The 24,700-nt window shown below is 71.8% G+C and carries 17 protein-coding genes; 7 read left to right on the top strand and 10 right to left on the bottom strand.

Going from position 1 to position 24,700, the window contains the following annotated elements; genetic code table 11:
* Positions 1-123: 123 nt before the first annotated feature.
* The 3 genes from ABZZ04_RS04645 to ABZZ04_RS04635 all read left to right on the top strand — a co-directional run bounded on the left by ABZZ04_RS04645 (position 124) and on the right by ABZZ04_RS04635 (position 2,666).
* On the top strand, positions 124-765 hold the full coding sequence (locus ABZZ04_RS04645; protein WP_356930733.1) for a DUF6230 family protein: 642 nt from the start codon (positions 124-126) through the stop codon (positions 763-765).
* Between the two features lie 97 nt (positions 766-862).
* Complete coding sequence (locus ABZZ04_RS04640) at positions 863-1,429, top strand: DUF6114 domain-containing protein (RefSeq protein ID WP_356930732.1); 567 nt, start codon at positions 863-865, stop codon at positions 1,427-1,429.
* On the top strand, positions 1,419-2,666 hold the full coding sequence (locus ABZZ04_RS04635) for a hypothetical protein (RefSeq protein ID WP_356930731.1): 1,248 nt from the start codon (positions 1,419-1,421) through the stop codon (positions 2,664-2,666). The genes ABZZ04_RS04640 and ABZZ04_RS04635 overlap by 11 nt, the downstream gene beginning before the upstream one ends.
* A gap of 82 nt (positions 2,667-2,748) precedes the next feature.
* Here the strand turns inward: ABZZ04_RS04635 and pyk are convergent, their stop codons facing one another.
* From pyk to pta, 3 genes are all read right to left on the bottom strand, one after another.
* Positions 2,749-4,179, bottom strand: coding sequence for a pyruvate kinase (pyk, locus tag ABZZ04_RS04630; protein WP_356930730.1), 1,431 nt, complete (start codon positions 4,177-4,179; stop codon positions 2,749-2,751).
* 74 nt (positions 4,180-4,253) lie between these two features.
* The gene (locus ABZZ04_RS04625) at positions 4,254-5,504 is read right to left on the bottom strand and encodes an acetate kinase (RefSeq protein ID WP_356930729.1); all 1,251 of its coding nucleotides are present in this window, start codon (positions 5,502-5,504) and stop codon (positions 4,254-4,256) included.
* A 4-nt stretch (positions 5,505-5,508) separates the two neighbouring features.
* Complete coding sequence (gene pta / locus ABZZ04_RS04620) at positions 5,509-7,581, bottom strand: phosphate acetyltransferase (RefSeq protein ID WP_356930728.1); 2,073 nt, start codon at positions 7,579-7,581, stop codon at positions 5,509-5,511.
* Between the two features lie 295 nt (positions 7,582-7,876).
* Here pta and ABZZ04_RS04615 point away from each other — a divergent pair, with 295 nt between their 5' ends.
* Together ABZZ04_RS04615 and ABZZ04_RS04610 are read left to right on the top strand one after the other, a co-directional pair.
* Positions 7,877-8,902 carry an ATP-dependent 6-phosphofructokinase gene (locus tag ABZZ04_RS04615; RefSeq protein ID WP_356930727.1) on the top strand — a complete coding sequence of 342 codons (1,026 nt, stop codon included), beginning with the start codon at positions 7,877-7,879 and terminating at the stop codon, positions 8,900-8,902.
* 242 nt (positions 8,903-9,144) lie between these two features.
* On the top strand, positions 9,145-10,149 hold the full coding sequence (locus tag ABZZ04_RS04610) for an XRE family transcriptional regulator (RefSeq protein WP_356930726.1): 1,005 nt from the start codon (positions 9,145-9,147) through the stop codon (positions 10,147-10,149).
* A 71-nt stretch (positions 10,150-10,220) separates the two neighbouring features.
* On the opposite strand, the gene ABZZ04_RS04605 is transcribed toward ABZZ04_RS04610, so the two are convergent.
* The 3 genes from ABZZ04_RS04605 to ABZZ04_RS04595 all read right to left on the bottom strand — a co-directional run bounded on the left by ABZZ04_RS04605 (position 10,221) and on the right by ABZZ04_RS04595 (position 13,445).
* Complete coding sequence (locus ABZZ04_RS04605; protein WP_356930958.1) at positions 10,221-10,871, bottom strand: helix-turn-helix transcriptional regulator; 651 nt, start codon at positions 10,869-10,871, stop codon at positions 10,221-10,223.
* A 196-nt stretch (positions 10,872-11,067) separates the two neighbouring features.
* Complete coding sequence (locus ABZZ04_RS04600; RefSeq protein WP_356930725.1) at positions 11,068-11,742, bottom strand: response regulator; 675 nt, start codon at positions 11,740-11,742, stop codon at positions 11,068-11,070.
* The gene (locus ABZZ04_RS04595) at positions 11,739-13,445 is read right to left on the bottom strand and encodes a sensor histidine kinase (protein ID WP_356930724.1); all 1,707 of its coding nucleotides are present in this window, start codon (positions 13,443-13,445) and stop codon (positions 11,739-11,741) included. The genes ABZZ04_RS04600 and ABZZ04_RS04595 overlap by 4 nt, the downstream gene beginning before the upstream one ends.
* 169 nt (positions 13,446-13,614) lie before the next feature.
* Here ABZZ04_RS04595 and ABZZ04_RS04590 point away from each other — a divergent pair, with 169 nt between their 5' ends.
* Positions 13,615-14,973, top strand: a complete 1,359-nt coding sequence (locus ABZZ04_RS04590; RefSeq protein WP_356930723.1) for a cation:dicarboxylase symporter family transporter — start codon at positions 13,615-13,617, stop codon at positions 14,971-14,973.
* A 290-nt stretch (positions 14,974-15,263) separates the two neighbouring features.
* Positions 15,264-16,319, top strand: coding sequence for an RICIN domain-containing protein (locus ABZZ04_RS04585; RefSeq protein ID WP_356930722.1), 1,056 nt, complete (start codon positions 15,264-15,266; stop codon positions 16,317-16,319).
* 18 nt (positions 16,320-16,337) lie between these two features.
* On the opposite strand, the gene glgB is transcribed toward ABZZ04_RS04585, so the two are convergent.
* The 4 genes from glgB to ABZZ04_RS04565 form a co-directional block, all read right to left on the bottom strand.
* Entirely contained in the window at positions 16,338-18,764 is a 2,427-nt protein-coding gene (gene glgB, locus ABZZ04_RS04580) for a 1,4-alpha-glucan branching enzyme (RefSeq protein WP_356930721.1), read from the bottom strand.
* Between the two features lie 62 nt (positions 18,765-18,826).
* Positions 18,827-20,233, bottom strand: a complete 1,407-nt coding sequence (locus ABZZ04_RS04575) for a maltokinase (RefSeq protein WP_356930720.1) — start codon at positions 20,231-20,233, stop codon at positions 18,827-18,829.
* A 232-nt stretch (positions 20,234-20,465) separates the two neighbouring features.
* Positions 20,466-22,172 carry a maltose alpha-D-glucosyltransferase gene (gene treS / locus ABZZ04_RS04570; protein ID WP_356930719.1) on the bottom strand — a complete coding sequence of 569 codons (1,707 nt, stop codon included), beginning with the start codon at positions 22,170-22,172 and terminating at the stop codon, positions 20,466-20,468.
* Entirely contained in the window at positions 22,169-24,211 is a 2,043-nt protein-coding gene (locus ABZZ04_RS04565) for an alpha-1,4-glucan--maltose-1-phosphate maltosyltransferase (protein WP_356930718.1), read from the bottom strand. The genes treS and ABZZ04_RS04565 overlap by 4 nt, the downstream gene beginning before the upstream one ends.
* Between the last annotated feature and the right edge of the window lie 489 nt (positions 24,212-24,700).

Raw genomic sequence — 24,700 nt, 5'->3', positions numbered from 1 at the left:
GATTCGGGCGCGGTTCGTGCCTCCGTACGCAGGCGCTCTCCTTCCCGAGGACGTAGCACTTCTCCCATCCCAGGACGGGCCGAGGCCCGGACCGGAGATGTACGTCCGAGAAGGAGGAAAAATATGAGTTCCCAGGTTCGTGGCGGCACCAGATGGAAGCGTTTCGCTCTGGTCATGGTGCCGAGCGTCGTCGCGACCGCGGCGGTGGGTGTCGGTCTCGCGCAGGGCGCCCTCGCGGCGTCGTTCAGCGTGTCCGGCCAGAGCTTCAAGGTGAGCACCGACAAGCTCGTCGGTGAGAACTTCGTCCAGTACGGCAGCGTCGCCACCGGCAAGGACCTCAAGGGTGACGACGCGGCGCACGCTGTGGCCGTGTCCGGCTTCAGCAAGGCCACGATCACCAACATGTGCCAGTCGGTGGTCACGCCGAACCTGCCGTTCGGCCTCGGCAACGTCACGCTGCAGCTGAACGCGGGTACGGACCCGAAGAAGCCGGTCAAGGCGACCAACCTGTACCTCGATGTCGCCGAGCTCGACGCCGACGCGTACTTCGAGAACATCGACATCGGCGTCGCCGCCGGTGATGTCGGCGCCCCCGGCATCCAGGCGGGCACCGAGAAGAAGGTGAACCCGAACGGCTTCGCGCAGCGCGCCAGGAAGGCGACGCTGACCAACGTGAAGCAGACGGCATGGGCGACCACCGCGGGCACCTTCAAGCTCAGCAACCTGAGCCTGCGCCTGCACAGTGGCGTCAAGGAGTGCTACTAAGCACCCGCCAGGGTGGCCGGAGCACTCCTTCGGGGGTCTCCGGCCGCCCGACCTCTTCTCTTCTTCAAGCAGTACCGGTTCCAGGGAGCTGTTTTCCATGAGCCCCGAGTCCACAGGGCAGAACGAGCACTACCTCCGCGTCTTCTTGCGCGGATTCCGCACCTGGCGGGGTAACCGGCCGTTCTGGGCGGGCCTGTTCACCATGGTGGGTGGTCTACCCATCGCGTACTTCCCGTACGCCAACATGCATCTCGGCAACATCACGCTGGCGATGTCCACGACCGCCGGCGCGGGGTCGCTGATCATCGGGATCCTGCTGATCACGCTGGGCCTCACGATGTGGTTCCACCACATCGTGCGGGTGTTCGCCGGGGTCGCCGCGATCCTGCTGGCGCTGATCTCCATCCCGGTCGCCAACATCGGCGGATTCCTCATCGGTTTCCTGTTCGCCATGCTCGGCGGAGCGCTCTCCGTCTCCTGGGCCCCGGGCGAGCCGAAGCCCGACCCCGAGCCCGCCGGTGCGGTGGACTCCGCGGCGGTCGGCAACGGCCGGGACGCGCAGGAGCCCGGCTCCGAGTTCCACACCACGGCGGCGGTGTCCCAGCAGCCGGAGCAGTACGACACGACAGTTGAGGTCGACGGCGGGAGGCATCGTGCGGGGTGACGAGACGCAGCTGAACTCGACCGGGGAGGACCTCCGGCCGAAGAGCGGACCGCGTCACGCGGCCCCCAGGAAGTCGTTGCTGACGAAGCTGCACATACCGGCCGGCAAGGCGTTCGCGCTCGCCGCGATGCCGACGGCCGTCTTCGTGGGCATGGGTCTCACCCCCAAGCTCGCGATGGCCGACGACAGTTCGGACATCCCGTTCGCTCCCGGCCCCTGCGTGACCCGCTCCGACGAGCCGAGCGAGTCGCCGTCCCCGTCCGCCTCCCAGACCAAGTCGCCGTCCCCGTCCGCCACCGACTCCGGTGACGGGAAGGACGACACGACGGCCCCGAAGCCCTCGGCCACCCCGTCCGCGGGCGAGGCGGCGAAGCCGGAGACGAAGGCCGAGGCGCCCGCCGCCACGCCCAGCGCCTCGCCCACCCCGACGCAGTCGAGGAACCCGCTCGACCCGCTGGGCGTCGGCGACGCGCTGCGGGACCTCTTCGACGGACCGGACAAGGAGGAGACGGCGAGCCCGTCCCCGACCACCGAGTCCCCGAAGCCGTCGCAGACCGCCGAGAAGCCCGCCGAGAAGGCCACCGACACCGCGAAGAAGACGGCGGACGAGGCGGCCGACAAGACCGCCGACGCCATCCGCGAGGCCGCAGGCAAGGCGGGCAAGTCGGTCGAGGAGCTCGACGAGAGCGTCAAGGGGCTCGACGCCAAGAAGGACGAGGACATCCCGGACGGCGCCAAGGAGCGCTTCCCGTGTCCGACCGCCGACCCCGAGGCGCTGGCCGCGGCCGACCTGGAGACCGGCGTCCCGCTGCTCCCGGACGACCCGTGGATCCTGGAGAGCTCGATGCTCACCCTCAACGGGCTCGACTACAAGGGCATCGTCGAGGTGAAGACGTACGGCGGCACCGTCAAGAAGGTGCTGAAGTTCACCGCGAGCTCCATCGACATCGACAACCTCCACCAGAAGACCGTCGGCCCGAACGGCACGACGGCCCACGTCGAGGCGCGGAAGGGCTCCAAGTCCACCATCCGCAACGGCACGGTGACGATGTACACGGAGAAGCTGAAGGGCAACCTCTTCGGCCTCATCCCGGTGACGTTCAGCCCGGAGACACCGCCTCCGCTGAACGTTCCCTTCGCCTTCTTCACCAAGGTCACGGTGACCCAGGCGGGCCAGTTCGGCGGCTCGCTCAAGGTCCCCGGGCTGCACAACTACTTCACCGGCGGCAACGGCTAGAGCCGGATCCGCACGGCACTGTGGGCCGCACTCCTCGGGGGAGTGCGGCCCACAGCCGCGCCGTACGGGGATACGGGCCGGGTCAGTCGCGCTCGCCGCCGCCGACGTGGTGCACCCGGACCATGTTCGTCGTGCCGGGGATGCCGGGGGGCGAACCGGCCGTGATGACCATGGTGTCGCCCGCGTTGTAGCGGCCCAGCTTCAGCAGCTCGCCGTCGACCAGGTCGACCATCGCGTCCGTGTTGTCCACGTGCGGCACCACATGGGCCTCGACGCCCCAGCTCAGCGCGAGCTGGTTGCGGGTGGACTCGTCCGTGGTGAAGGCCAGGATGGGCTGCTCCGCGCGGTAGCGGGAGAGCCGGCGGGCCGTGTCGCCGGACTTGGTGAAGGCGACCAGCGCCTTGCCGTTCAGGAAGTCCGCGATCTCGCAGGCCGCGCGGGCCACCGAACCGCCCTGGGTGCGCGGCTTCTTGCCCGGCACCAGCGGCTGCAGGCCCTTGGAGAGCAGCTCCTCCTCGGCGGCGACGACGATCTTCGACATCGTCTTGACCGTCTCGATCGGGTACGCGCCCACGCTGGACTCGGCCGACAGCATGACCGCGTCCGCGCCGTCCAGGATCGCGTTGGCGACGTCGGACGCCTCGGCGCGGGTCGGCCGCGAGTTGGTGATCATCGACTCCATCATCTGGGTCGCCACGATCACCGGCTTGGCGTTCCGCCGGCAGAGCTCCACCAGGCGCTTCTGCACCATCGGGACCTTCTCCAGCGGATACTCCACGGCCAGGTCGCCACGGGCCACCATCACACCGTCGAAGGCCATGACGACCTCCTGCATGTGCTCGACGGCCTGCGGCTTCTCGACCTTGGCGATGACGGGGACCCGGCGGCCCTCCTCGTCCATCACCTTGTGGACGTCCTTGATGTCGTCGGCGTCCCGCACGAAGGACAGCGCCACCAGGTCGCAGCCCATCCGCAGGGCGAACCGCAGGTCGTCGACGTCCTTCTCGGACAGGGCCGGGACGTTGACCGCCGCGCCGGGCAGGTTGATGCCCTTGTGGTCGGAGATGACGCCGCCCTCGATGACGATCGTCCGCACCCGGGGACCCTCGACCGCGACGACCTTCAGCTCGACGTTGCCGTCGTTGATCAGGATCGGGTCGCCCTTGGCGACGTCGCCGGGCAGCCCCTTGTAGGTCGTGCCGCAGATCGACTTGTCACCGGGGACGTCCTCCGCGGTGATGGTGAACTCGTCCCCGCGGACCAGCTCGACGGGGCCCTCGGCGAACTTCGCCAGGCGGATCTTCGGACCCTGGAGGTCGGCGAGCACGCCGATCGCCCGGCCGGTCTCGGCGGCGGCCCTGCGGACCCGGTCGTAACGACCCTGGTGCTCCTCGTGGGTGCCGTGACTGAAGTTGAAGCGGGCCACGCTCATGCCGGCTTCGATCAGAGCGACCAGCTGCTCGTGGGAGTCGACGGCGGGACCGAGTGTGCAGACGATTTTGGAACGGCGCATGGGGCGGATCCTATCGGTTTGTTTCGCTGCGGAATATTCCGTCTGGTGGAAGGTACAAAGGGGCGCGGGTGCGCTCAGTTGTGGACCTGTCCGACGAGCGCGAAGGTCTGGTCGGCGATCTCCAGCTCCTCGTCCGTCGGCACCACGGCGACCGCGACCCGCGCGTAGTCCGGCGAGATCAGCCGGGGCTCGCCGGACCGCACCTCGTTCAGATCCGCGTCCACCACCAGCCCGAGCTCCTCCAGACCGGCGATGGCAGCCTGTCGCACCGGCGCCGAGTTCTCCCCGACCCCCGCCGTGAACACCACCGCGTCCACCCGGCCGAGGACCGCCGAATAGGCGCCGATGTACTTCTTCAGCCGGTGCACGTAGATGTCGAACGCCAGCGCCGCCCGCTCGTCGCCCTCGTCGACCCGGCGCCGGATCTCCCGCATGTCGTTGTCGCCGCAGAGCCCGACCAGACCGCTCCTCTTGTTGAGCAGGACGTCGATCTCGTCCGTCGACATGCCCGCGACCCGCTTGAGGTGGAAGGTGACGGCGGGATCGACGTCCCCGGAACGGGTCCCCATCACCAGCCCCTCCAGCGGGGTCAGCCCCATCGAGGTCTCCACGCACCGGCCCCCGGCCACCGCCGACGCCGAGGCGCCGTTGCCCAGGTGCAGCACGATGACGTTGACCTCCTCGGGCGCGCGCCCCAGCAGCTCGGCCGCCCTGCGCGAGACGTACGCGTGCGAGGTGCCGTGGAAGCCGTAGCGCCGGATGCGGTGCGCGTCGGCGGTCTCCGTGTCGATCGCGTACCGCGCCGCGTACTCCGGCATCGTCGTGTGGAAGGCCGTGTCGAAGACCGCCACCTGCGGGAGGTCCGGCCGCAGGGCCCGCGCGGTGCGGATGCCGGTGAGGTTCGCCGGATTGTGCAGCGGGGCCACCGGCACCAGGCGCTCGATCTCCTCCAGCACCTCGTCGTCGATCACCACGGGCTCGGTGAACCGCAGCCCGCCGTGCACCACCCGGTGGCCGATCGCCGCCAGCTCCGGGGAGTCCAGGCCCAGCCCGTCGGCCGCCAGCTCCTCGGCCGCCGCCTTCAGCGCCGCCTCGTGGTCGGCGATCGGACCGATGCGCTCGCGCTGCTCGGCGCCCCCGCCGAGCAGCGGGGTGTGCACCAGCCGGGAGGTCTCCTCGCCGATCCGCTCGACCAGCCCCACCGCGAGCCGGGAGCGGTCGTTCATGTCCAGCAGCTGGTACTTCACCGACGAGGAGCCGGAGTTGAGGACCAGCACGCGGTACGCGCCCGCGGTGCCGGAACCCTCTGTGGTCGGGGTGGTCATCCGTTCACTCCTCGCCCTGCGCCTGGATCGCCGTGATGGCCACGGTGTTGACGATGTCCTGCACGAGCGCGCCGCGGGACAGGTCGTTGACGGGCTTGCGCAGCCCCTGGAGGACCGGTCCGACGGCCACCGCGCCCGCCGAGCGCTGCACGGCCTTGTAGGTGTTGTTGCCGGTGTTCAGGTCCGGGAAGACCAGCACCGTCGCCTGCCCCGCCACCTCGGAACCGGGCAGCTTCGTCGCGGCGACGCTCGGCTCCACCGCGGCGTCGTACTGGATCGGGCCCTCGATCATGAGGTCCGGCCGGCTCGCCCGGACCCGGTCCGTCGCCGCGCGCACCTTGTCGACGTCGGCGCCCGAACCCGAGGTGCCCGTCGAGTACGACAGCATCGCGATCCGCGGCTCCACGCCGAAGCGGGCGGCGGTGGCGGCCGACTGCACCGCGATGTCGGCGAGCTGCTCCGCGTCCGGGTCCGGATTGACCGCGCAGTCGCCGTACACCAGCACCTTGTCGGCCAGGCACATGAAGAAGACGGAGGAGACGATCGAGGCGTCCTCCTTCGTCTTGATGATCTCGAACGCCGGGCGGATCGTCGCCGCGGTGGAGTGCACGGCGCCGGAGACCATGCCGTCCGCCAGGCCCTCCTGGACCATCAGGGTGCCGAAGTAGTTGACGTCCGCGACGACGTCGTACGCCAGCTCCACCGTGACCCCGCGGTGCGCCCGCAGCTGTGCGTACCGCTCGGCGAACACCTGGCGCAGTTCGGAGGTCTGCGGGTCGACGATCCGGGTCTCGGCGAGGTCGATGCCGAGGTCGGCCGCCTTCTTGCGGATGAGGTCGGGATCGCCGAGCAGGGTGAGGTCGCAGACGTCGCGGCGCATCAGCACGTCGGCGGCGCGCAGCACCCGTTCCTCGGTGCCCTCCGGCAGGACCACCCGGCGCCGGTCGGCACGGGCCTGCTCCAGCAGTTCGTGCTCGAACATCATCGGGGTGACGCGGTCGCTGCGGGCCACCGAGATCCGCTCCAGCAGGGCGCCGGTGTCCACGTGGCGTTCGAACAGGCCCAGCGCGGTCTCCGCCTTGCGGGGCGTCGCCGCGTTCAGCTTGCCCTCCAGCGCGAAGAGCCGGGCCGCGGTGGGGAAGGAGCCGCCGGCCACCGACACGACCGGGGTGCCCGGTGCGAGTCGCGCGGCCAGCTTGAGTATCTCCTCGCCGGGACGCTCGTCCAGGGTCAGCAGCACACCGGCTATGGGCGGCGTCCCGGCACTGTGCGCGGCCAGCGAGCCGACCACCAGGTCCGCCCGGTCCCCGGGGGTGACCACCAGGCAGCCCGGCGTCAGCGCGTTCAGCATGTTCGGCAGCATCGCGCCGCCGAAGACGAAGTCCAGCGCGTCCCTGGCCAGGCCGGAGTCGTCGCCGAGCAGCACCGTGCCGTCGAGCGCCGCGGTGATCTGGGCGACGGTCGGCGCGGAGAGCGCCGGGTCGTCGGGCAGGACCGAGCAGGGGACGGGCAGCCGGGCCGCCAGCCGGTCCGCGATGGCGTCGCGGTCCTCGGCCGCCACCCGGTTCACGACCAGCGCGACGACGTCGCAGCCCAGCCCGGCGTAGGCGCGGTGGGCGTTGCGGGCCTCGGCCCGCACGGACCGGGCGTCCTGGCCCTTCCCGCCGACCACCACGATCACCGAGGCGCCGAACTCGTTGGCCAGGCGCGCGTTGAGCGCCAGCTCGTCGGGCAGCTGGGTCTCGGCGAAGTCGGTGCCGAGCACCAGCACGACCTCGTACTTCCGGGCGACCTGGTGAAACCTTTCGACGAGCCGGGTCAGCAACTCGTCCGTGCCCTGTTCCGCCTGGAGCGCGGACGCCTCGTGGTAGTCCAGGCCGTAGGCCGAACCGGGGTCCTGGGAGAGCCGGTAGCGGGCCCGCAGCAGTTCGAACAGTCGATCGGGCCCGTCGTGGACGAGGGGCCGGAACACCCCGACCCGGTCCACCTGACGCGTCAGGAGTTCCATGACTCCCAGATCGACGACCTGACGGCCGTCTCCCCGGTCGATCCCGGTCACGTACACGCTGCGCGTCACGCGTGCTCTCCCGTCCGATTGCGGTTTGGGATGGTATTGACATGTTGACGATACCCGTGGGTGGCGAGGCGCCGCCCGCCGGGCGGACGGCCCTGCGCCGGGGCCCGCGGGGGCCTTCCCCGGCCCCGTCACCGGTGCGCCGCGACGCACCGGCGGGGCCACCCGTGCGGGGGTCCCCGACCCGCCGGGAGCGCCAGGTCCGTACCAGCGTGGAACAATTGCCGTGGCCACGGTACGGGGAACGTCGGCGACCGACCCCAGGCGCCCGGCACGGACGAGCAGGAGACACAGCACGATGCGCATCGGAGTTCTCACCGCAGGCGGCGACTGCCCAGGGCTGAACGCAGTGATCCGGTCGGTCGTCCACCGAGCCGTGGTGGGTCACGGCGATGAGGTGATCGGCTTCGAGGACGGGTTCAAGGGACTCCTCGACGGCCACTTCCGCCCCCTCGACCTCAACGCGGTCAGCGGCATCCTCGCCCGCGGCGGCACCATCCTCGGCTCGGCCCGGCTGGAGCGCGACCGGCTGCGCGAGGCCGCCGAGAACTGCGCCGAGCTGAGCCGCCGTTACGGCATGGACGCCCTCATCCCGATCGGCGGCGAGGGCACCCTGACCGCCGCCCGGATGCTGTCGGACGCCGGGATGCCCGTCGTCGGCGTGCCCAAGACCATCGACAACGACATCTCCGCCACCGACCGCACCTTCGGCTTCGACACCGCGGTGGGCGTCGCGACCGAGGCCATAGACCGTCTCAAGACCACCGCCGAATCGCACCAGCGGGTCATGGTCGTCGAGGTGATGGGCCGCCACGCGGGCTGGATCGCGCTGGAGTCCGGCATGGCCGGCGGCGCGCACGGCATCTGCCTCCCCGAGCGTCGCTTCGAGGTCGACGACCTGGTCAAGATGGTCGAGGAACGCTTCGCGCGCGGCAAGAAGTTCGCGGTCATCTGCGTCGCCGAGGGCGCGCACCCGGCCGAGGGCTCCATGCCGTACGCCAAGGGCGAGATCGACCAGTACGGACACGAACGCTTCCAGGGCATCGGCAACCGGCTGGCCATCGAGCTGGAGACCCGGCTCGGCAAGGAGGCCCGACCGGTCATTCTCGGCCATGTCCAGCGCGGCGGCACGCCGACCGCGTACGACCGGGTGCTCGCCACCCGCTTCGGCTGGCACGCGGTGGAGGCGGCCCACCGGGGCGACTTCGGGCGGATGACGGCGCTGCGCGGCAACGACATCAGGATGGTTCCGCTCGCCGACGCCATCACCCAGCTCAAGACGGTTCCCAAGGACCGGATGGACGAGGCGGAATCGGTCTTCTGACCCGCGCCCGCGCGACGGCGCCGACGCGCCCCGGCACCCGGCGGCCCTGACTGTCCCCCCGTGGACGGTCAGGGCCGCTCGCCGTTCCTCCGGCCCGTGGCCGTACGGAGGCACCGGAACCGGACGACTCCGGTGCCGGAATCAACTCTTGAGCCCGGGGCCCGGATCAACAAGGCTTGTCCCTGTCCGGGACATGTCCCAACTCTGTCCGGACACGGATTCCAGGGGAGAGGCACAGAAGCATGGTGGTCGAGGGCAGAGCCCCGGATCCTCAAGAGGCGCGGAGCGCGGACGAGTTCGTGGCCCTCCTGCGGGTGCTCAAGGACGCGTCGGGGCTGACGTTCCGCGAACTGAGCCAGCGGGCCGACGCGGTCGGGGACGTCCTGCCGAGGTCCACGATCGCCAACATGCTCGGGCGCACGTCGGTCCCGCGCGAGGAGCTCCTCGCCGCGTTCGTACGGGCCTGCGGATGCGGGCCCGCGGAGGTCGGGGAGTGGCTCGCGGTGCGCAAGGAACTCGCCGTGCACGGCCGGCGGAGCGGGACGGCCGGGAGCGGGAGCGACGACCGGGCGGAGGAGGACGGGGCGACCGGGGGCGATCCCGCGGACGGGCCGGAGCGGCTGCTGTCCGCCCCGGCCGCCGGTCCGGACCCCGCCCGCCGCCGGAGGGTCCGCATCGTCCTGACGGCGGTCCTCCTGGCGGTCGCGCTCGCCGCCGTCGCGACGGCCGTCGTCCTGCTCGGAGGGGACGGGGGCCGGCCGGACCCCCGCTCGGCGACCGGACCCGTGGCGGGGCGGACGGTGCAGATACGGTCTGTGCACTCCGGGTTCTGCCTCTCCGAGGAACAGGGCAGCGAAAGCGGGCGGCTGTACCAGGTGCGGTGCGAGGAGGAGACGATCCCGAGCTTCTCCCTCCAGCCGCTGGGCGAGGGCGTCTGGCGGATCGTTACCGACCACCCGGTCTACGAGAAGGGCTGCACCGGGATCTGGGACGGGACGCGGGAGAACGGGGCCCCGCTCCAGGACCAGGAGTGCGGCAAGCGCGGCGAGGCGGAGAAGTTCCGGATCGAGCCCGTGGGAAGCCCCGTCGAGGGCTACCGGATCCGCCCCGTCCACACCCGCCTGTGCGTCGGCGCCGAGAGGTACAGCGAGAAGCTCGGCGCCGAGCTGGTGCAGACGAACTGCGCGGGGGAGAGGAAGAGCCTGTTCTCCTTCGACCCGGTGGCGACGGGGACGGCCGGCGGCTGAGAGCGGCCGCGGACGCGACGGCGGTCGGCCGGGACCGGGCCGCCGTCCGGTCCGGGCGCGGGCCGCGGGGCTCAGACGCGCGGCCCGCGCACCCCGGCCGTCCGCCAGAACCGCTCCAGGACCTCGGCCAGGAAGGCCCGCCCCGCGTCGCCCGCCGTCCCGGCCCGCTCCGTGCCCCGGCCCGCGCCCGTACCGCTCCAGCTCAGCGTCGGGACCATCAACGCCTGGTAATCGGCGTGCAGTTGCTCCAGCACGTCCTGGACCACCCCGTGCTCCAGCGGCACCAGCTTCGCTATCGGCCGGACCCGGGCCTGCCAGCGCGTCGTCACCGCTTCGCGCAGCAGCCCGGTCAGCTCCTCGTCCCGGCCGGACACCGTCACGAACCCGGCGGCCGTCAGCCCCAGCACCTTGTTGAGCAGCGCCGACTGCCGGTCGTTGCCGCGCCAGCGCCCGGACTCCTCCATCCGCCGGTACGCGTCCCCGGTCAGCCCCAGCAGCCGGGCGAACTCCGCCGGGTCCAGGCCCTTGGCCATCCGGTGCTCCCGCAGGGTGCGGGCCCCGGTGAGCAGTTCGCCCGGGGAGCACCACAACACCCCGGCCAGCGCCGTGAGTTCGTACTCGCTCGGCACGGCGGTGCCCCGCTCCCAGGCGATCACCGTGTCGGTGGCGACCCGCAGCCCGTACTGGGCGCCGAGCCCGTACGCGACATGGCCCGGCAGCATCCCCAGGGCCTCGCGGAGCCGGCGGGCGGCGGGGGCGTCGAAGGGGGGTGAGGGGCGCACGGCCCCACCGTAGGAAGCCGGGCGGCGGTACGGCCACGGTGCGTTCCGCCGATATCGCGGCTCGTAGGAAGGTCCGAGAGGACGGCCCGGAGGAACACCCCGGTCGTGCGGTCGGGCCGTTCCACGACCGTGCCGGTCAGCGGTTCTCGGCCACCCAGCGGTAGTGCAGCTCCGGACGCCCGATCTGGCCGTACTGGGGGCTGCGCACCGCCCGCCCCACCGTCACCAGGTGTTCCAGATAGCGGCGTGCGGTGATCCGCGAGATCCCCAGCGCCTCACCGGCCGCCGCCGCCGTCACCCCGTCCGGCGCGGACCGCAGGGCGCGGGTGACGGCCTCCAGCGTCGGACCGCTCAGCCCCTTCGGCAGCTGCGCCGGCTGCGGTGCGCGCAGGGCGCCGAGCGCCCGGTCCACCTCGTCCTGGCCGCTCGCCTCCCCGGCCGCCGCCCGGAACTCGGCGTAGCGCACGAGCCGGTCGCGCAGGGTGGCGAAGGTGAACGGCTTCAGCACGTACTGGACGACACCGAGCGACACCCCCTCCCGGACGACGGCCAGATCGCGCGCCGACGTCACCGCGATGACATCGGCCGAGTGCCCGGCCGCGCGCAGCGAACGCAGCAGTTGCAGGCCGTGGCCGTCGGGCAGGTACAGGTCCAGCAGCAGCAGATCGACCGGGGTGCGCTCCAGCGCCCGCACCGCCTGGGCCCGCGAGTGGGCGACGGCCGCCACCGCGAATCCCGGCACCCGCTCCACGTACAGCCGATGGGCGTCGGCCGCGACGGGGTCGTCCTCGACGACCAGCACCCGGATCATGCGAGGGCCTCCTTGCCGGTGACGGGCGCGGGCGCGGCGGCGGGCGCCGGGGCCGGGGCGGGCACGGCGGCCGGGGGCAGCCGCACCGTGAACTCCGCGCCGCCGTCCGCCCCGCGGTCCAGCGCCACCGACCCGCCGTTGCGGTGCACCGCCTGTTGGACGAGGGCGAGCCCGATGCCCCGGCCCGCGCCGTGCGTCGACCAGCCGCGGGCGAACACCTCCGAGGCGGCGCCCGGGTCGATCCCGGCCCCGGTGTCGGCCACCCGCAGCAGCAGCCCGTCCTCCCCGGCGAGCGCGGTGACGGTGACCCGGGCCCGGCCGCCCGCACGCCCCGCCGACTCCAGCCGACCGGGTCCGGAGCCCGGCGCACCGGCCGCCGCCTCCGACGCCGCGTCCACCGCGTTGTCGATCAGATTGCCGAGGATCGTCACCAGGTCCCGGTGCGACAGGGTCGGGGGCAGGGAACCGTCGTCGATCAGGCTGTCCTCCGCGAGCACCAGCTCCACGCCCCGCTCGTTGGCCTGCGCCGCCTTGCCGAGCAGCAGCGCGGCCAGCACCGGTTCGGCGACCGCGCCCACCACCCGGTCGGTGAGCGCCTGGGCCAGCTCCAGCTCGGCGGTGGCGAAGCCCACCGCCTCGTCGGCCCGGCCCAGCTCGATCAGCGAGACGACGGTGTGCAGCCGGTTCGCCGCCTCGTGCGCCTGCGAGCGCAACGCCTGGGTGAAGCCCCGCTCCGAGTCCAACTCGCCCGAGAGCGCCTGGAGTTCCGTGTGGTCGCGCAGGGTCACCACGGTGCCGCACTGCTCGCCGCCCACCACCGGGCGGGTGTTGACCACGATCACCCGGTCCGCCGTCAGATGCAGCTCGTCGACCCGCTCCTCGGAGGCGAGCAGCGCACCGGTCAGCGGGGCCGGCAGCTCCAGCTCGTCGACCCGGCGCCCGACCGCGCCCGGCTCCAGACCCAGCAGCTCCCGGCCCGCGTCGTTGATGAGCGCGATCCTGCGCCGCCCGTCGAGCATCAGCAGCCCCTCGCGCACCGCGTGCAGCGTGGCCTGGTGGTAGTCGTGCAACCGGCTCAGCTCGGCGGCGTTCATGCCGTGCGTGTGCCGCCGCAGCCGGGCGTTGATCACATAGGTGCCGATGCCGCCGAGCGCCAGCGCCCCGCCCGCCGCCAGCCCCAGCGCCCCGAGCTGCTCCCGCACCTGCGAGGAGACCCGGTCGACCGTGATGCCCGCGCTGACCAGGCCGACGATCCGGCCGCCGTCGCGGACCGGGGTGACGACCCGGATCGAGGGGCCGAGCGTGCCGGTGTACGTCTCCGAGAACGTCTCGCCGCGCAGCGCCCGCGCGGTGTGCCCGAGGAACTCCTCCCCGATCCGGTCGGCGTCCGGATGCGTCCAGCGGACCCGGTCCGGGGACATGATCGTGACGAAGGCGATCCCGGTGTCCCTGCGCACCCGCTCCGCGTACGGCTGGAGCACGGCCGACGGATCGGGGGTGCCGATCGCCTCCCGCACGGACGGCGAACCGGCGATCGCCAGCGCGGCCGTCCGCACCTGCCGGGTCGCGGTCTCCTCCGCCTGCTCGCTGCCGGAGACATAGGCGAAGAACGCGCATCCCGCCACCACGGCGGCCACCAGCACCACCTGCATGGCGAAGAGCTGGCCGGCCAGGCTGCGGGGTCGGGTACGGGGCAGACGCATGGCCACCAGTGTGCCCGGCCGGAAACATGTGAACGAAATGCACGCAACGGTGACCGGTGTCACAGGGAGCGAGATATTCGCCAAGGGTTTTTTCCGGCCGGACGCGCCGGGCAGGCCCTTGCGCCCCCAGGGACGGGGGAGTGACCCGGACGAGCCGAGGAGAACCCCCGTGGGAGTGGCAGCCGCCAAGCGGGACCGCACGCACTATCTGTATCTCGCCGTGATCGCGGCGGTCGGGCTCGGCATCCTCGTGGGCTTCGTCGCCCCGGACGTCGCCGTCGAGCTCAAGCCGATCGGCACCGGCTTCGTGAACCTGATCAAGATGATGATCTCGCCCATCATCTTCTGCACGATCGTGCTGGGCGTCGGCTCGGTGCGCAAGGCCGCCAAGGTCGGCGCGGTCGGCGGCCTCGCCCTCGGCTACTTCCTGGTGATGTCGACCGTCGCGCTCGCCATCGGCCTGCTCGTCGGCAACCTCCTGGAGCCCGGCCAGGGCCTGCACCTCACCGAGGCGGCGCGGGCCGCCGGGGAGAAGCAGGCGGCGGGCGCCAGCGAGTCCACCGTGGACTTCCTGCTCGGCATCATCCCGACCACGATGGTCTCCGCCTTCACCGAGGGCGAGGTGCTCCAGACCCTGCTGATCGCGCTGCTCGCGGGCTTCGCGCTCCAGGCCATGGGCGCGGCGGGCGAACCGGTCCTGCGCGGCATCGGCCACATCCAGCGCCTCGTCTTCCGCATCCTCGCCATGATCATGTGGGCGGCCCCGGTCGGCGCGTTCGGCGCGATGGCCGCGGTGGTCGGCGAGACCGGCATCGACGCGCTGAAGTCGCTCGCGATCATCATGGTCGGCTTCTACATCACCTGCGCGATCTTCGTCTTCGTGGTGCTCGGCACGATCCTGCGCCTGGTCGCCGGGGTCAACCTGATCGCCCTGCTGAAGTACCTGGGCCGCGAGTTCCTGCTGATCCTCTCCACCTCCTCCTCGGAGTCCGCCCTGCCGCGGCTCATCGCGAAGATGGAGCACCTGGGCGTCAGCCGGCCGGTCGTCGGCATCACCGTGCCGACCGGCTACTCCTTCAACCTCGACGGCACCGCGATCTACCTCACGATGTCCTCGCTCTTCATCGCCAACGCGATGGGCGACCCGCTGAGCGCCGGTGAGCAGATCTCCCTGCTGCTCTTCATGATCGTCGCCTCCAAGGGCGCGGCCGGGGTCACCGGCGCCGGCCTCGCCACCCTCGCGGGCGGCCTCCAGTCGCACCGCCCCGGCCTGGTCGACGGCGTCGGCCTGATCGTCGGCATCGACCGCTTCATGAGCGAGGCCCGCGCCCTGACGAACTTCGCGGGCAACGCCGTGGCCACCGTCCTGGTCGGCACCTGGACCAAGGAGATCGACAAGGAGCGGGTCGACCGGGTCCTGTCCGGCGCGCTCCCCTGGGACGAGCGGATGCTCAACCAGGACGGCGAGGTCACGGACGTTCCCGAGCCGCGCGAGGGCGACGACGAGCGCGCCATGACGAAGGCGTAGCAACCTTCCGGAACGCGGGACGACGGGGCCGTCGCGGGCACATCCGCGACGGCTCCGTACGCGTTCCGGGCCCCTTGCCCCGGCGTCCGCCGTCGGGGACGTACGGATCACGACACCGGCCGCACGCCCCGCCCCGCCCCCGCGGACCCCGCGCCGCAGCGGCGCCTTCCGGCCGACACCTCGTGTGTCGGCCATTGTCATCGGGGCGCCCCTCGCGGGCGGGCGGACGGCGCTAGCGTGACGGGCGTCATCACTGCGGGCAATCCGACGATCACACAGGGGGAACCGTCATGAACTCGCGTGCAAGCCGCGCCCTGCCCAGGGCGCTGGCCGCGCTCGTGGCCGCGCTGGCCGTCATGCTCGGCCTGACCGCACAGACCGGAACGGCACGGGCGGCCGAGGCGGCCGGTCTCGGCGGACTGACGTTCACCGCGGCCGGCAACGGCCGGAACCTGGACGTGCAGAACGGCAACACGGGGGACGGCGTCTACGTCGTCACCAACTCCGCGCCCGGCCACCACCAGCAGTGGACCGCCAACAAGCAGGCCGACGGGTCGTTCACCCTGGCCAACGACTTCACCGGGAAGTGCGTGGCGACCGGCCTTCCGCTGCGACAGCAGTCGTGCTCCGGGGCCGCCTCCCAGCGCTGGTACTTCCAGCCCGTCACCGGCGCCGCCAACACCTTCATGATCCGCAACGCCGGTGACAACAAGTGCGTCGACATCGTCCTGAACGCCCAGTACGACGACGCGTGGACCCAGACCTACGGCTGCAACGGCTCCGCCGCGCAGCAGTGGCGGATCCCCGCCGCCGCCTCGGGCGACGCCATGGCCGCTGCCGTGGAGTACGCCTCCAAGCGCTGCCAGAAGGACGCGACCACCTGCTCGTGGACGAAGGGGGTCCAGGCCCCCGCCGAGCCGCTGCCCGTCGAGTGCGTCTCGCCGGTCTGGTACAACGGCACCGGCGCGCCCGTGCCGTGGACGTTCTCGCTGACCACCACCAGCGGATGGTCGAGCACGCTCGGCGTGTCCTTCACGTCGGGCATCGGCGCGGGCGCGGCGAGCCCCGTCCAGGCGAGCGTCTCCCTCACCATCAGCGGCAACGTGACGTACAACCTGAGCGAGACGCTGGGCAACAGCCTGACCATCACCGTCCCGCAGCAGCAGTACGGCTGGGTGGCGCTGTCGAAGCTGGCCACGAAGGTGACCGGCGAGTGGACCTTCGACGCGAACGGATACCCGTGGAAGGCGCAGGACACCGTCACGGTGCCCCTGACCAGTGACGACCAGGGCCACGCCAGCATCTACCTGGCGAAGACCGCGCCCGAGTTCACCACCTGCGGCTGACCCCGGACGCGGTCGCGATCACACCGGCCGCAGCCACACCGTCGCCAGCGGCGGGAGCGTCAGCGACACGCTGACGCTCCTGCCGTGGGACGGCACCGCCTCCGGCTCCAGCGGACCGGGATGGCACACGTCGCCGCCGCCGTACCGCGCCGCGTCCGTGTTGAGGACCTCCGCCCACACCACCCGGTCGCCGGGCACCGTCGGGACCCCGATGCGGTAGTCGTGCCGCACCACCGGGGAGAAGTTGCTGACGGCCAGCAGCGGCGAGCCCTGCGCGTCGAAGCGCAGGAACGCGAAGACGTTGTCCTCGGCCGCCCCGCCGTCCACCCAGTCGAAACCCTCCGGGACCGTGTCGCGCTGCCACAGCGCGGGCGTGGCGGCGTACACCGCGTTCAGGTCGCCCACCAGGGTGCGCACGCCCCGGTGATCGGCCTCCGCCCCGTACGAGGGGTCGAGCAGCCACCAGTCCGGGCCGTGCCCCTCCGACCACTCCGCGCCCTGGGCGAACTCCTGTCCCATGAAGAGGAGTTGCTTGCCCGGGTGGGCCCACATGAAGCCGAGGTAGGCCCGGTGGTCGGCACGCTGCTGCCACCAGTCGCCCGGCATCTTGGAGACCAGCGACTGCTTGCCGTGCACCACCTCGTCGTGCGAGATCGGCAGCACGTAGTTCTCGCTGTACGCGTACACCATCGAGAAGGTCATCTCGTGGTGGTGGTACTTGCGGTGCACCGGCTCCTTCGACATGTACTGCAGGGAGTCGTGCATCCAGCCCATGTTCCACTTCAGCCCGAAGCCCAGCCCCCCGAAGCCGCCCGGTCCGACGTGGTGGGTGGCGCGGGTGACCCCGTCCCAGGCGGTGGACTCCTCGGCGATGGTGACGACGCCGGGGTTGCGCCGGTAGACGGTGGCGTTCATCTCCTGGAGGAAGGCCACCGCGTCCGGGTTCTCCCGGCCGCCGTGCTCGTTCGGCGTCCACTGCCCGTCCTCGCGCGAGTAGTCGAGGTAGAGCATCGAGGCGACCGCGTCCACCCGCAGTCCGTCGACGTGGAACTCCTCGCACCAGTAGGTGGCGTTGGAGACCAGGAAGTTGCGGACCTCCTTGCGCCCGTAGTCGAACTCCAGCGTGCCCCAGTCGGGGTGCGCCGCACGGGCGGGATCCGGGTGCTCGTACAGCGGCCGGCCGTCGAACTCCGCCAGCGCCCAGTCGTCGCGCGGGAAGTGCGCGGGCACCCAGTCCATGAGGACCCCGATGCCGGCCCGGTGCAGCGAGTCGACCAGGAAGCGGAAGTCGTCGGGGGAGCCCAGCCGGGAGGTCGGGGCGTAGAAACCGGTGACCTGGTAGCCCCAGGAACCGCCGAAGGGATGCTCGGCGACCGGCATCAGCTCCACGTGCGTGAACCCCAGCTCCTTCACGTACGCGGGGAGCTGGGAAGCGAGTTGACGATATGTCAGCCCCGGTCGCCAGGACGGCAGATGCACCTCGTACACGGAGAACGGCGCCTCGTGCACCGGCACGTCCCCGCGGTGCGCCATCCACTCCCCGTCCTGCCACACGTGGTGCCGGTCCGTCACGATCGACGCGGTGGACGGCGGCACCTCGGTCCGCCGGGCCATGGGGTCGGCGCGCACCGTGTGCGAACCGTCCGGGCGGCAGATGTCGAACTTGTAGAGCGCGCCCTCGCCGATCCCGGGCAGGAACAGCTCCCACACCCCGGAGGAACCGAGCGACCGCATCGGGAAACCGGCGCCGTCCCAGTAGTTGAAGTCCCCGGTGACCCGCACCCCGCGGGCATCGGGCGCCCAGACGGTGAACCGGGTGCCCACCACCCCCTGGTGCTCCATGGGCCGGGCACCCAGGGCGGTCCACAGCTCCTCGTGCCGCCCCTCACCGATCAGGTGCAGATCGAGCTCCCCGAGCGCGGGCAGGAAGCGGTACGGGTCCTGCGTCTCGATCTCGGTGTCCTCGTAGGCGACCAGGAGCCGGTACTCGGGCAGCGCGGGCATCGGCAGCAGCCCGGAGAAGAGCCCGTCCCCGTCGTCGTGCAACCGCGCCCGCAGCCCCTTGCCGAGCACCGTCACACCGCGCGCGTACGGACGCAGCACCCGGAAGACCACCCCGCCCCGGACCGGGTGGGCGCCGAGCAGATCGTGCGGGGCGTGGTGCGCACCGGCCAGCAGCCGGGCCCGGTCGTCGGGGTCGAGGGGGAGCGCCGGCCGCACCCCGTGGGTGCCGGGCTCCTGGCGGGGGTGCGGCGGCCCGTCACCGGCGTGTGCGGCGGCCGGCCTCTTCCGCCGGGGCCGGGCGGCCGGTTCCGCCGAAGGGGACCCCGGGGGAGCCGTTCCGGCCGGTGCCCCGGGCGGCGCGGTCCCGGCCGGCGGCAGCGGCGGGGGCGGGGCGGCGTCGGTGTGGGCGGGCGTCTTGCGGGACGGCTTGCGGGCGGTCACGGGGACGGCCTCCTCGAAGGGTGTGGTCGGTGCGGGACGGAAGGAGAGGGGGCGCCGGGCGCTCAGAGCCTGTCGGCGCCGGCGGCCAGCCGGTGGATCGCGGCCATCGGGACCGGCAGCCAGTCGGGCCGGTGGTGCGCCTCGTACAGCACCTCGTACACCGCTTTGTCGGTCTCGTGGGCGCGCAGCAGTTCCGGTTCGCCGCGCGGGTCGGTGCCCGAGGCCCGGGCGTACCCCTCGCAGTAGGCGGTCCGGCAGCGGGCCGCCCACTCGTCGTTCCACGGGCGGTGCGAGCGGGCCGCGTAGTCGAAGGAGCGGAGCATGCCGGCGACGTCGCGCACCGGGAGCTGCGGCCGGCGGCGCTCGGGCAGCGGCCTGGCCGGTTCGCCCTCGAAGTCGATCAGTGACCAGAAGCCGTCCGCGGCGCACAGGGTCTGGCCGAGGTGGAGGTCGCCGTGCACCCGCTGGACCGCCCGGTCGCGCCCCCGGTGCCCCGACGCGGCCATCGCGTCGAAGGCGTCGCGCAGCCCCGGGACGTACGGCACGAGCGCCGGTACCGACTGGGCCGCGGCCTCCAGGCGCCGCACCATCGCGGCGGCCAGGTGCTCGCTCTGGGACCGGTGCAGGGCGGGCGTCGGCAGGGCGGCGGCGAGCGCGGTGTGCACCTCGGCGGTGGCCCGGCCCAGGGCGTGGGCCTCGTCGGTGAAGTCGCGGCCCTCGGCGAGGGCCCGCAGGGCGAGCTGCCAGCCGTCCTGCGCGCCGCTCAGGAACGGCTGGAGCACGCCGAGGGTGAGCGGTTCGGGGCCCGCGGCCTCGAACCAGGCGACGGGGGCGGGCACCCGCCCGCAGCCCTGGCGCGCGAGCGCGAGCGGCAGCTCCAGGTCGGGGTTGGTGCCGGGGAAGACCCGGCGGAAGATCTTGAGGATGAAGGCGTCGCCGTAGACGAGCGAGGTGTTGGACTGCTCGGTGTCCAGGAACCGCGGCGCCAGCCCGGCGGCGATGGGGGAGCCGCCCCGGTCGAAGCGCAGGGCGCCGAGGGTGCCGGGGGTACGGAACCGTTCCAGCAGGAGTTCGGCCAGGCGCGGGTCGCGCAGCCCCTCGTACACGGTGCGGCCGGCGAGCGGGCCGGTCGTCACGTGCCCGACCAGCGCGGGCGCCAGCCGGGGCGGCAGCACGGACCGCACCCCGAGCAGCAGTTGGTAGCAGTCGTCCGGCGACTGCGCCGGCATGGTCGGCTGATGGGCCCGGACCAGCAGGTGGAGCAGCCCGGTACCGGATTCGGCGGCGTCGGGGCCGGTGCCCACCGGCAGTATCTCGGTCGCCGACACCAGCGAGAAGCCGGTGACCGGCCGTCCCTTGCCCGCGAACCAGCGCTGCCGGGGCAGCCATTCGTGCAGCAGGGGGGCGAGTGACGGGAGGAGGTCCGTGCTGTGGGCCGGGGCGACCCGGGTGGATACAGCCTCCGACATGACGTCGCGTCCTTTCCCCAGGCACCCCATGGAATGCGGAGAGTGTCCCGGATTGCGGCATTTGCTGTCCGGCTGCGCGGGACGTGTCGGGTCAGGATGGTCCGTACGGACCCGACCCGGGGCGAAGCGGCGGACGGGGCCCGGCAGGGTCCGGTGGGGTCCGGCGGGGGCTCCGGTACGGGGAGCGCCCGGTGCGGGGCGGCGGGAACCGCCCCGCGGTCGCGGTGGCGGATCAGCTCGGCGGCGCGTCCTTGCGCAGCCGGAACCAGTAGAAGCCGTGTCCCGCGAGCGTCAGCAGATAGGGCAGCTGCCCGACGGCGGGGAAGCGCACCCCGCCGATCAGTTCCACCGGATGACGCCCGTCGAACGACCGCAGATCGAGCTCCGTCGGCTGCGCGAACCGCGAGAAGTTGTGCACGCACAGCACCAGGTCGTCCCCGTGCTCACGGGTGAAGGCGAGCACGGCCGGGTTCGACGACGGCAGCTCGTTGTACGAACCGAGGCCGAAGGCGGGGTTCTGCTTGCGGATCTCGATCATCCGCCGCGTCCAGTGCAGCAGCGACGACGGCGACGCCATCGACGCCTCGACGTTGGTGACCTGGTAGCCGTAGACCGGGTCCATGATCGTGGGGAGGTAGAGCCGCCCCGGATCGCTGGAGGAGAAACCGGCGTTGCGGTCGGGCGTCCACTGCATCGGGGTGCGCACGGCGTCGCGGTCGCCCAGCCAGATGTTGTCGCCCATCCCGATCTCGTCCCCGTAGTAGAGGATCGGGGAGCCGGGCAGCGACAGCAGCAGCGCGGTGAACAGCTCGATCTGGTTGCGGTCGTTGTCCAGCAGGGGGGCGAGCCGGCGGCGGATGCCGATGTTGGCCCGCATCCGCGGGTCCTTGGCGTACTCCGCGTACATGTAGTCGCGCTCTTCGTCCGTGACCATTTCGAGGGTGAGCTCGTCGTGGTTGCGCAGGAAGATGCCCCACTGACAGTTCTGCGGGATCTCCGGCGTCTTCGCCAGGATCTCGGAGACCGGGTAACGGCTCTCGCGCCGCACGGCCATGAAGATCCGCGGCATCACCGGGAAGTGGAACGCCATGTGGCACTCGTCGCCCCCGGAGCGGAAGTCGCCGAAGTAGTCGACGACGTCCTCCGGCCACTGGTTGGCCTCGGCCAGCAGCACGGTGTCCGGGTAGTGCGCGTCGATCTCCTTGCGGACCCGCTTGAGGAAGGCGTGCGTCTCCGGGAGGTTCTCGCAGTTGGTGCCCTCCCGCTGGTACAGGTACGGCACGGCGTCCACCCGGAAGCCGTCGATGCCGAGGTCCAGCCAGAAGCGCAGCGCGGCGAGGATCTCCTCCTGCACCGCCGGGTTCTCGTAGTTGAGATCGGGCTGGTGGGAGAAGAACCGGTGCCAGTAGTACTGCTTGCGCACCGGGTCGAAGGTCCAGTTGGACGTCTCCGTGTCCACGAAGATGATCCGGGCGTCCGGGAACTGCTTGTCGTCGTCGGCCCAGACGTAGTAGTCGCCGTACGGACCGTCCGGGTCGGTGCGGGACTGCTGGAACCACTCGTGCTGGTCGCTCGTGTGGTTCATGACGAAGTCGATGATCACGCGCATCCCGCGCTGGTGCGCGGCGTCGACGAACTCGACGAAGTCGGCCAGGTCGCCGAACTCCGGCAGCACGGCCGTGTAGTCGGACACGTCGTAACCGCCGTCGCGCAGCGGAGACTTGAAGAACGGCGGCAGCCAGAGGCAGTCGACGCCCAGCCACTGCAGGTAGTCCAGCTTGGCGGTGATGCCCTTGAGGTCGCCGATGCCGTCGCCGTTGGAGTCCTGGAAGGACCGGACGAGAACCTCGTAGAAGACGGCGCGCTTGAACCAGTCGGGATCGCGGTCCTTGGCCGGGGTGTCCTCGAACATGTCGGGGACGGGCTCATTGACGATCATGGTGTGGGTGACCCTCCGGTCGGCGGGGACGGTCGCAGGACGACGACGTGCGCGGGCGTGACGCCGGGCTCCAGACGCACGTAGAAGGTCCTGCCCCAGTGATAGGTGTCGCCGGTGAGCTCGTCGCGCACCGGCACGCGCTCGTGCCGGTCGAGGCCGAGTCGCGGCATGTCCAACGAGACCGTGGCCTCGTGGGTGTGGTGCGGGTCGAGGTTGACGACCACCAGAACGGTGTTCGAACCCGAACGCTTGCTGTACGCGATCAACGAGTCGTTGTCGGTGGAGTGGAAGTGCACGTCGCGCAGTTGCTGCAGCGCCGGGTTGCGGCGCCTGATGCGGTTGAGCGAGGTGATCAGCGGGGCCAGCGAACGGCCCTCGCGCTCCGCCGACTCCCAGTCCCTGACCCGGATCTGGTACTTCTCCGAGTCCAGGTACTCCTCGCCGCCGGGCCGCAGCGGGGTGTTCTCGCACAGCTCGTACCCCGCGTACATCCCCCAGGACGGGGAGAGCGTCGCCGCGAGTACGGCGCGCGCCTCGAAGGCCGGACGGCCCCCGTCCTGGAGGTGGCCCGGCAGGATGTCCGGGGTGTTCACGAAGAAGTTGGGCCGCATGAAGGCGGCGGTTTCCCCCGACAACTCCGTGACGTAATCGGTGATTTCCTGCTTGGTGGTGCGCCAGGTGAAATACGTGTACGACTGCTGGAATCCGACGGCGGCGAGCGTCTTCATCATCGCGGGGCGGGTGAACGCCTCGGCCAGGAAGATGACGTCCGGGTCGGCCCCGTTGATCTCGGCGATGACCTTCTCCCAGAAGACCACCGGTTTGGTGTGCGGATTGTCGACGCGGAAGATCCGGATTCCGTGGTCCATCCAGAAACGGAGGATGCGCACGGTCTCCTCGACCAGTCCGCCCAGGTCCTTGTCGAAGGCGATCGGATAGATGTCCTGGTATTTCTTCGGAGGGTTCTCGGCGTAGGCGATCGAGCCGTCCACGCGGTGGTGGAACCACTCCGGGTGTTTCTCCACCCAGGGATGATCGGGAGAACACTGCAGCGCGAAATCGAGTGCGATCTCCATGCGCAGCCGACGGGCGGTCGCGACGAAATGGTCGAAGTCGTCGAGCGTGCCCAGATCGGGGTGGACGGCGTCGTGGCCGCCCTCGGCCGAGCCGATGGCCCACGGCACGCCCACGTCGTGGGGGGCGGCCGAGAGCGAGTTGTTGGGACCCTTGCGGTGGGTGGTGCCGATGGGGTGGACGGGCGGGAGGTACACCACGTCGAAGCCCATCGCGGCGACCGCGGGCAGCCGTTCGGCGGCGGTGCGGAAGGTGCCGCTGACGATCCGCTCCCGCGGCGCCCCGGTCCGGTCCTCCGCCGCCCCGTCCTTCGCTGCCGTGGCCGGGGCCGGTTCGGTCCTGGCGCCCTCCGAGCGGGGGAACAGCTCGTACCAGGAGCCGAACAGGGCCCGCCTGCGCTCGACCAGCAGCGGGAGCGGGGGCGAGGTGCTGACCAGCTCGCGCAGCGGATGGCGGTCGAGCGCGGCCCGTGCCTCGGGGGCGAGTGCCGCGGCCAGCCGGGCGGCGGCCGGCCGGGAGGTGTCGCGCAGCGCGTCGACGGCGGCCAGCACCGCCTCGCGCCCGTCCCGCTTGGGCACGCCGGAGGCGGCCCGCTCGTACAGCTCGGCACCCTCCGCGAGGACGAGCGCGGTGTCGATCCCCGCCGGGATCTTGATCCCGGCCAGCTGCCGCCAGGTGGTGACCGGATCGCTCCAGGCCTCGACCGCGTACGTCCAGCGGCCCTCGGAGCCGGGGGTGACGTCGGCGCCCCAGCGGTCCGTGCCGGGCGCCAGTTCGCGCATCGGCGTCCACGGCCCCGGACGCCCGCTCGGGTCCAGCAGCACCGCATTGGCGGCGACGGCGTCATGGCCCTCGCGGAAGACGGTCGCGGTGACCCGGAAGGTCTCACCGGCAACGGCCTTGGCGGGCCTTCTGCCGCAATCGACGACAGGGCCGACGTCGAGGACGGGAATGCGACCGATCATGGAATCACCTGGGGCTGGGTTCGGACCGAACGGGGCGCGACACAGTGGCGGAGGGCGGAATACGCGCACCGCGACCGACTGGTTTCCGTCCTTTCTAACCGTTCTGCGGACGGCTGACGGTGCGTGGGCGTGGCCGCCCCCGCCCGCATTCACCCGAATGGCACTCGAAAGGCGGGGGAGCGGATGTGCTCAGCGGAGGCGAAAAGGGTGGACGCCGAAATCGCGGACGCCCCGAACAACCGAAGACCTTCCGTCGGGCCCCGCCGTGTCCCCACTGCATTCGTGCTGCATTCGGGCGGTATTCGGGGAGCGTTCACCGGGTGCCCGGGGTGCGGCCCGGGACGCGTTCCCGAGGAGCCCTCCCGCGGTTCCCGATGGGCCGATCCGGTGATTCGTGAACGGCTCGGGCGTATGTGTGACGACCTGAATGCGCCGGGCGCGCCCCGTGCGCCGCAAGGCTGCCCGGCCGCCACCGCCGCCGGGGGTGAC

The organism is Streptomyces sp. NPDC006435 (assembly GCF_040612315.1).
Taxonomy (GTDB): Bacteria; Actinomycetota; Actinomycetes; order Streptomycetales; family Streptomycetaceae; genus Streptomyces.
The sequence above is the reverse complement of the archived record's forward strand: the minus strand, read 5'-3'. Positions and strand labels throughout refer to the sequence as shown.

Bases quoted from the DNA above. Each gene is read 5' to 3' on its own strand.
- ABZZ04_RS04645 (WP_356930733.1), top strand. From the start codon at position 124: ATGAGTTCCCAGGTTCGTGGCGGCACCAGATGGAAGCGTTTCGCTCTG.
- ABZZ04_RS04640 (WP_356930732.1), top strand. From the start codon at position 863: ATGAGCCCCGAGTCCACAGGGCAGAACGAGCACTACCTCCGCGTCTTC.
- pyk (WP_356930730.1), bottom strand. From the start codon at position 4,179: ATGCGCCGTTCCAAAATCGTCTGCACACTCGGTCCCGCCGTCGACTCC.
- ABZZ04_RS04625 (WP_356930729.1), bottom strand. From the start codon at position 5,504: ATGACCACCCCGACCACAGAGGGTTCCGGCACCGCGGGCGCGTACCGC.
- ABZZ04_RS04615 (WP_356930727.1), top strand. From the start codon at position 7,877: ATGCGCATCGGAGTTCTCACCGCAGGCGGCGACTGCCCAGGGCTGAAC.
- ABZZ04_RS04610 (WP_356930726.1), top strand. From the start codon at position 9,145: ATGGTGGTCGAGGGCAGAGCCCCGGATCCTCAAGAGGCGCGGAGCGCG.
- ABZZ04_RS04605 (WP_356930958.1), bottom strand. From the start codon at position 10,871: ATGCTGCCGGGCCATGTCGCGTACGGGCTCGGCGCCCAGTACGGGCTG.
- ABZZ04_RS04600 (WP_356930725.1), bottom strand. From the start codon at position 11,742: ATGATCCGGGTGCTGGTCGTCGAGGACGACCCCGTCGCGGCCGACGCC.
- ABZZ04_RS04595 (WP_356930724.1), bottom strand. From the start codon at position 13,445: ATGCGTCTGCCCCGTACCCGACCCCGCAGCCTGGCCGGCCAGCTCTTC.
- ABZZ04_RS04585 (WP_356930722.1), top strand. From the start codon at position 15,264: ATGAACTCGCGTGCAAGCCGCGCCCTGCCCAGGGCGCTGGCCGCGCTC.
- ABZZ04_RS04575 (WP_356930720.1), bottom strand. From the start codon at position 20,233: ATGTCGGAGGCTGTATCCACCCGGGTCGCCCCGGCCCACAGCACGGAC.
- treS (WP_356930719.1), bottom strand. From the start codon at position 22,172: ATGATCGTCAATGAGCCCGTCCCCGACATGTTCGAGGACACCCCGGCC.
- ABZZ04_RS04565 (WP_356930718.1), bottom strand. From the start codon at position 24,211: ATGATCGGTCGCATTCCCGTCCTCGACGTCGGCCCTGTCGTCGATTGC.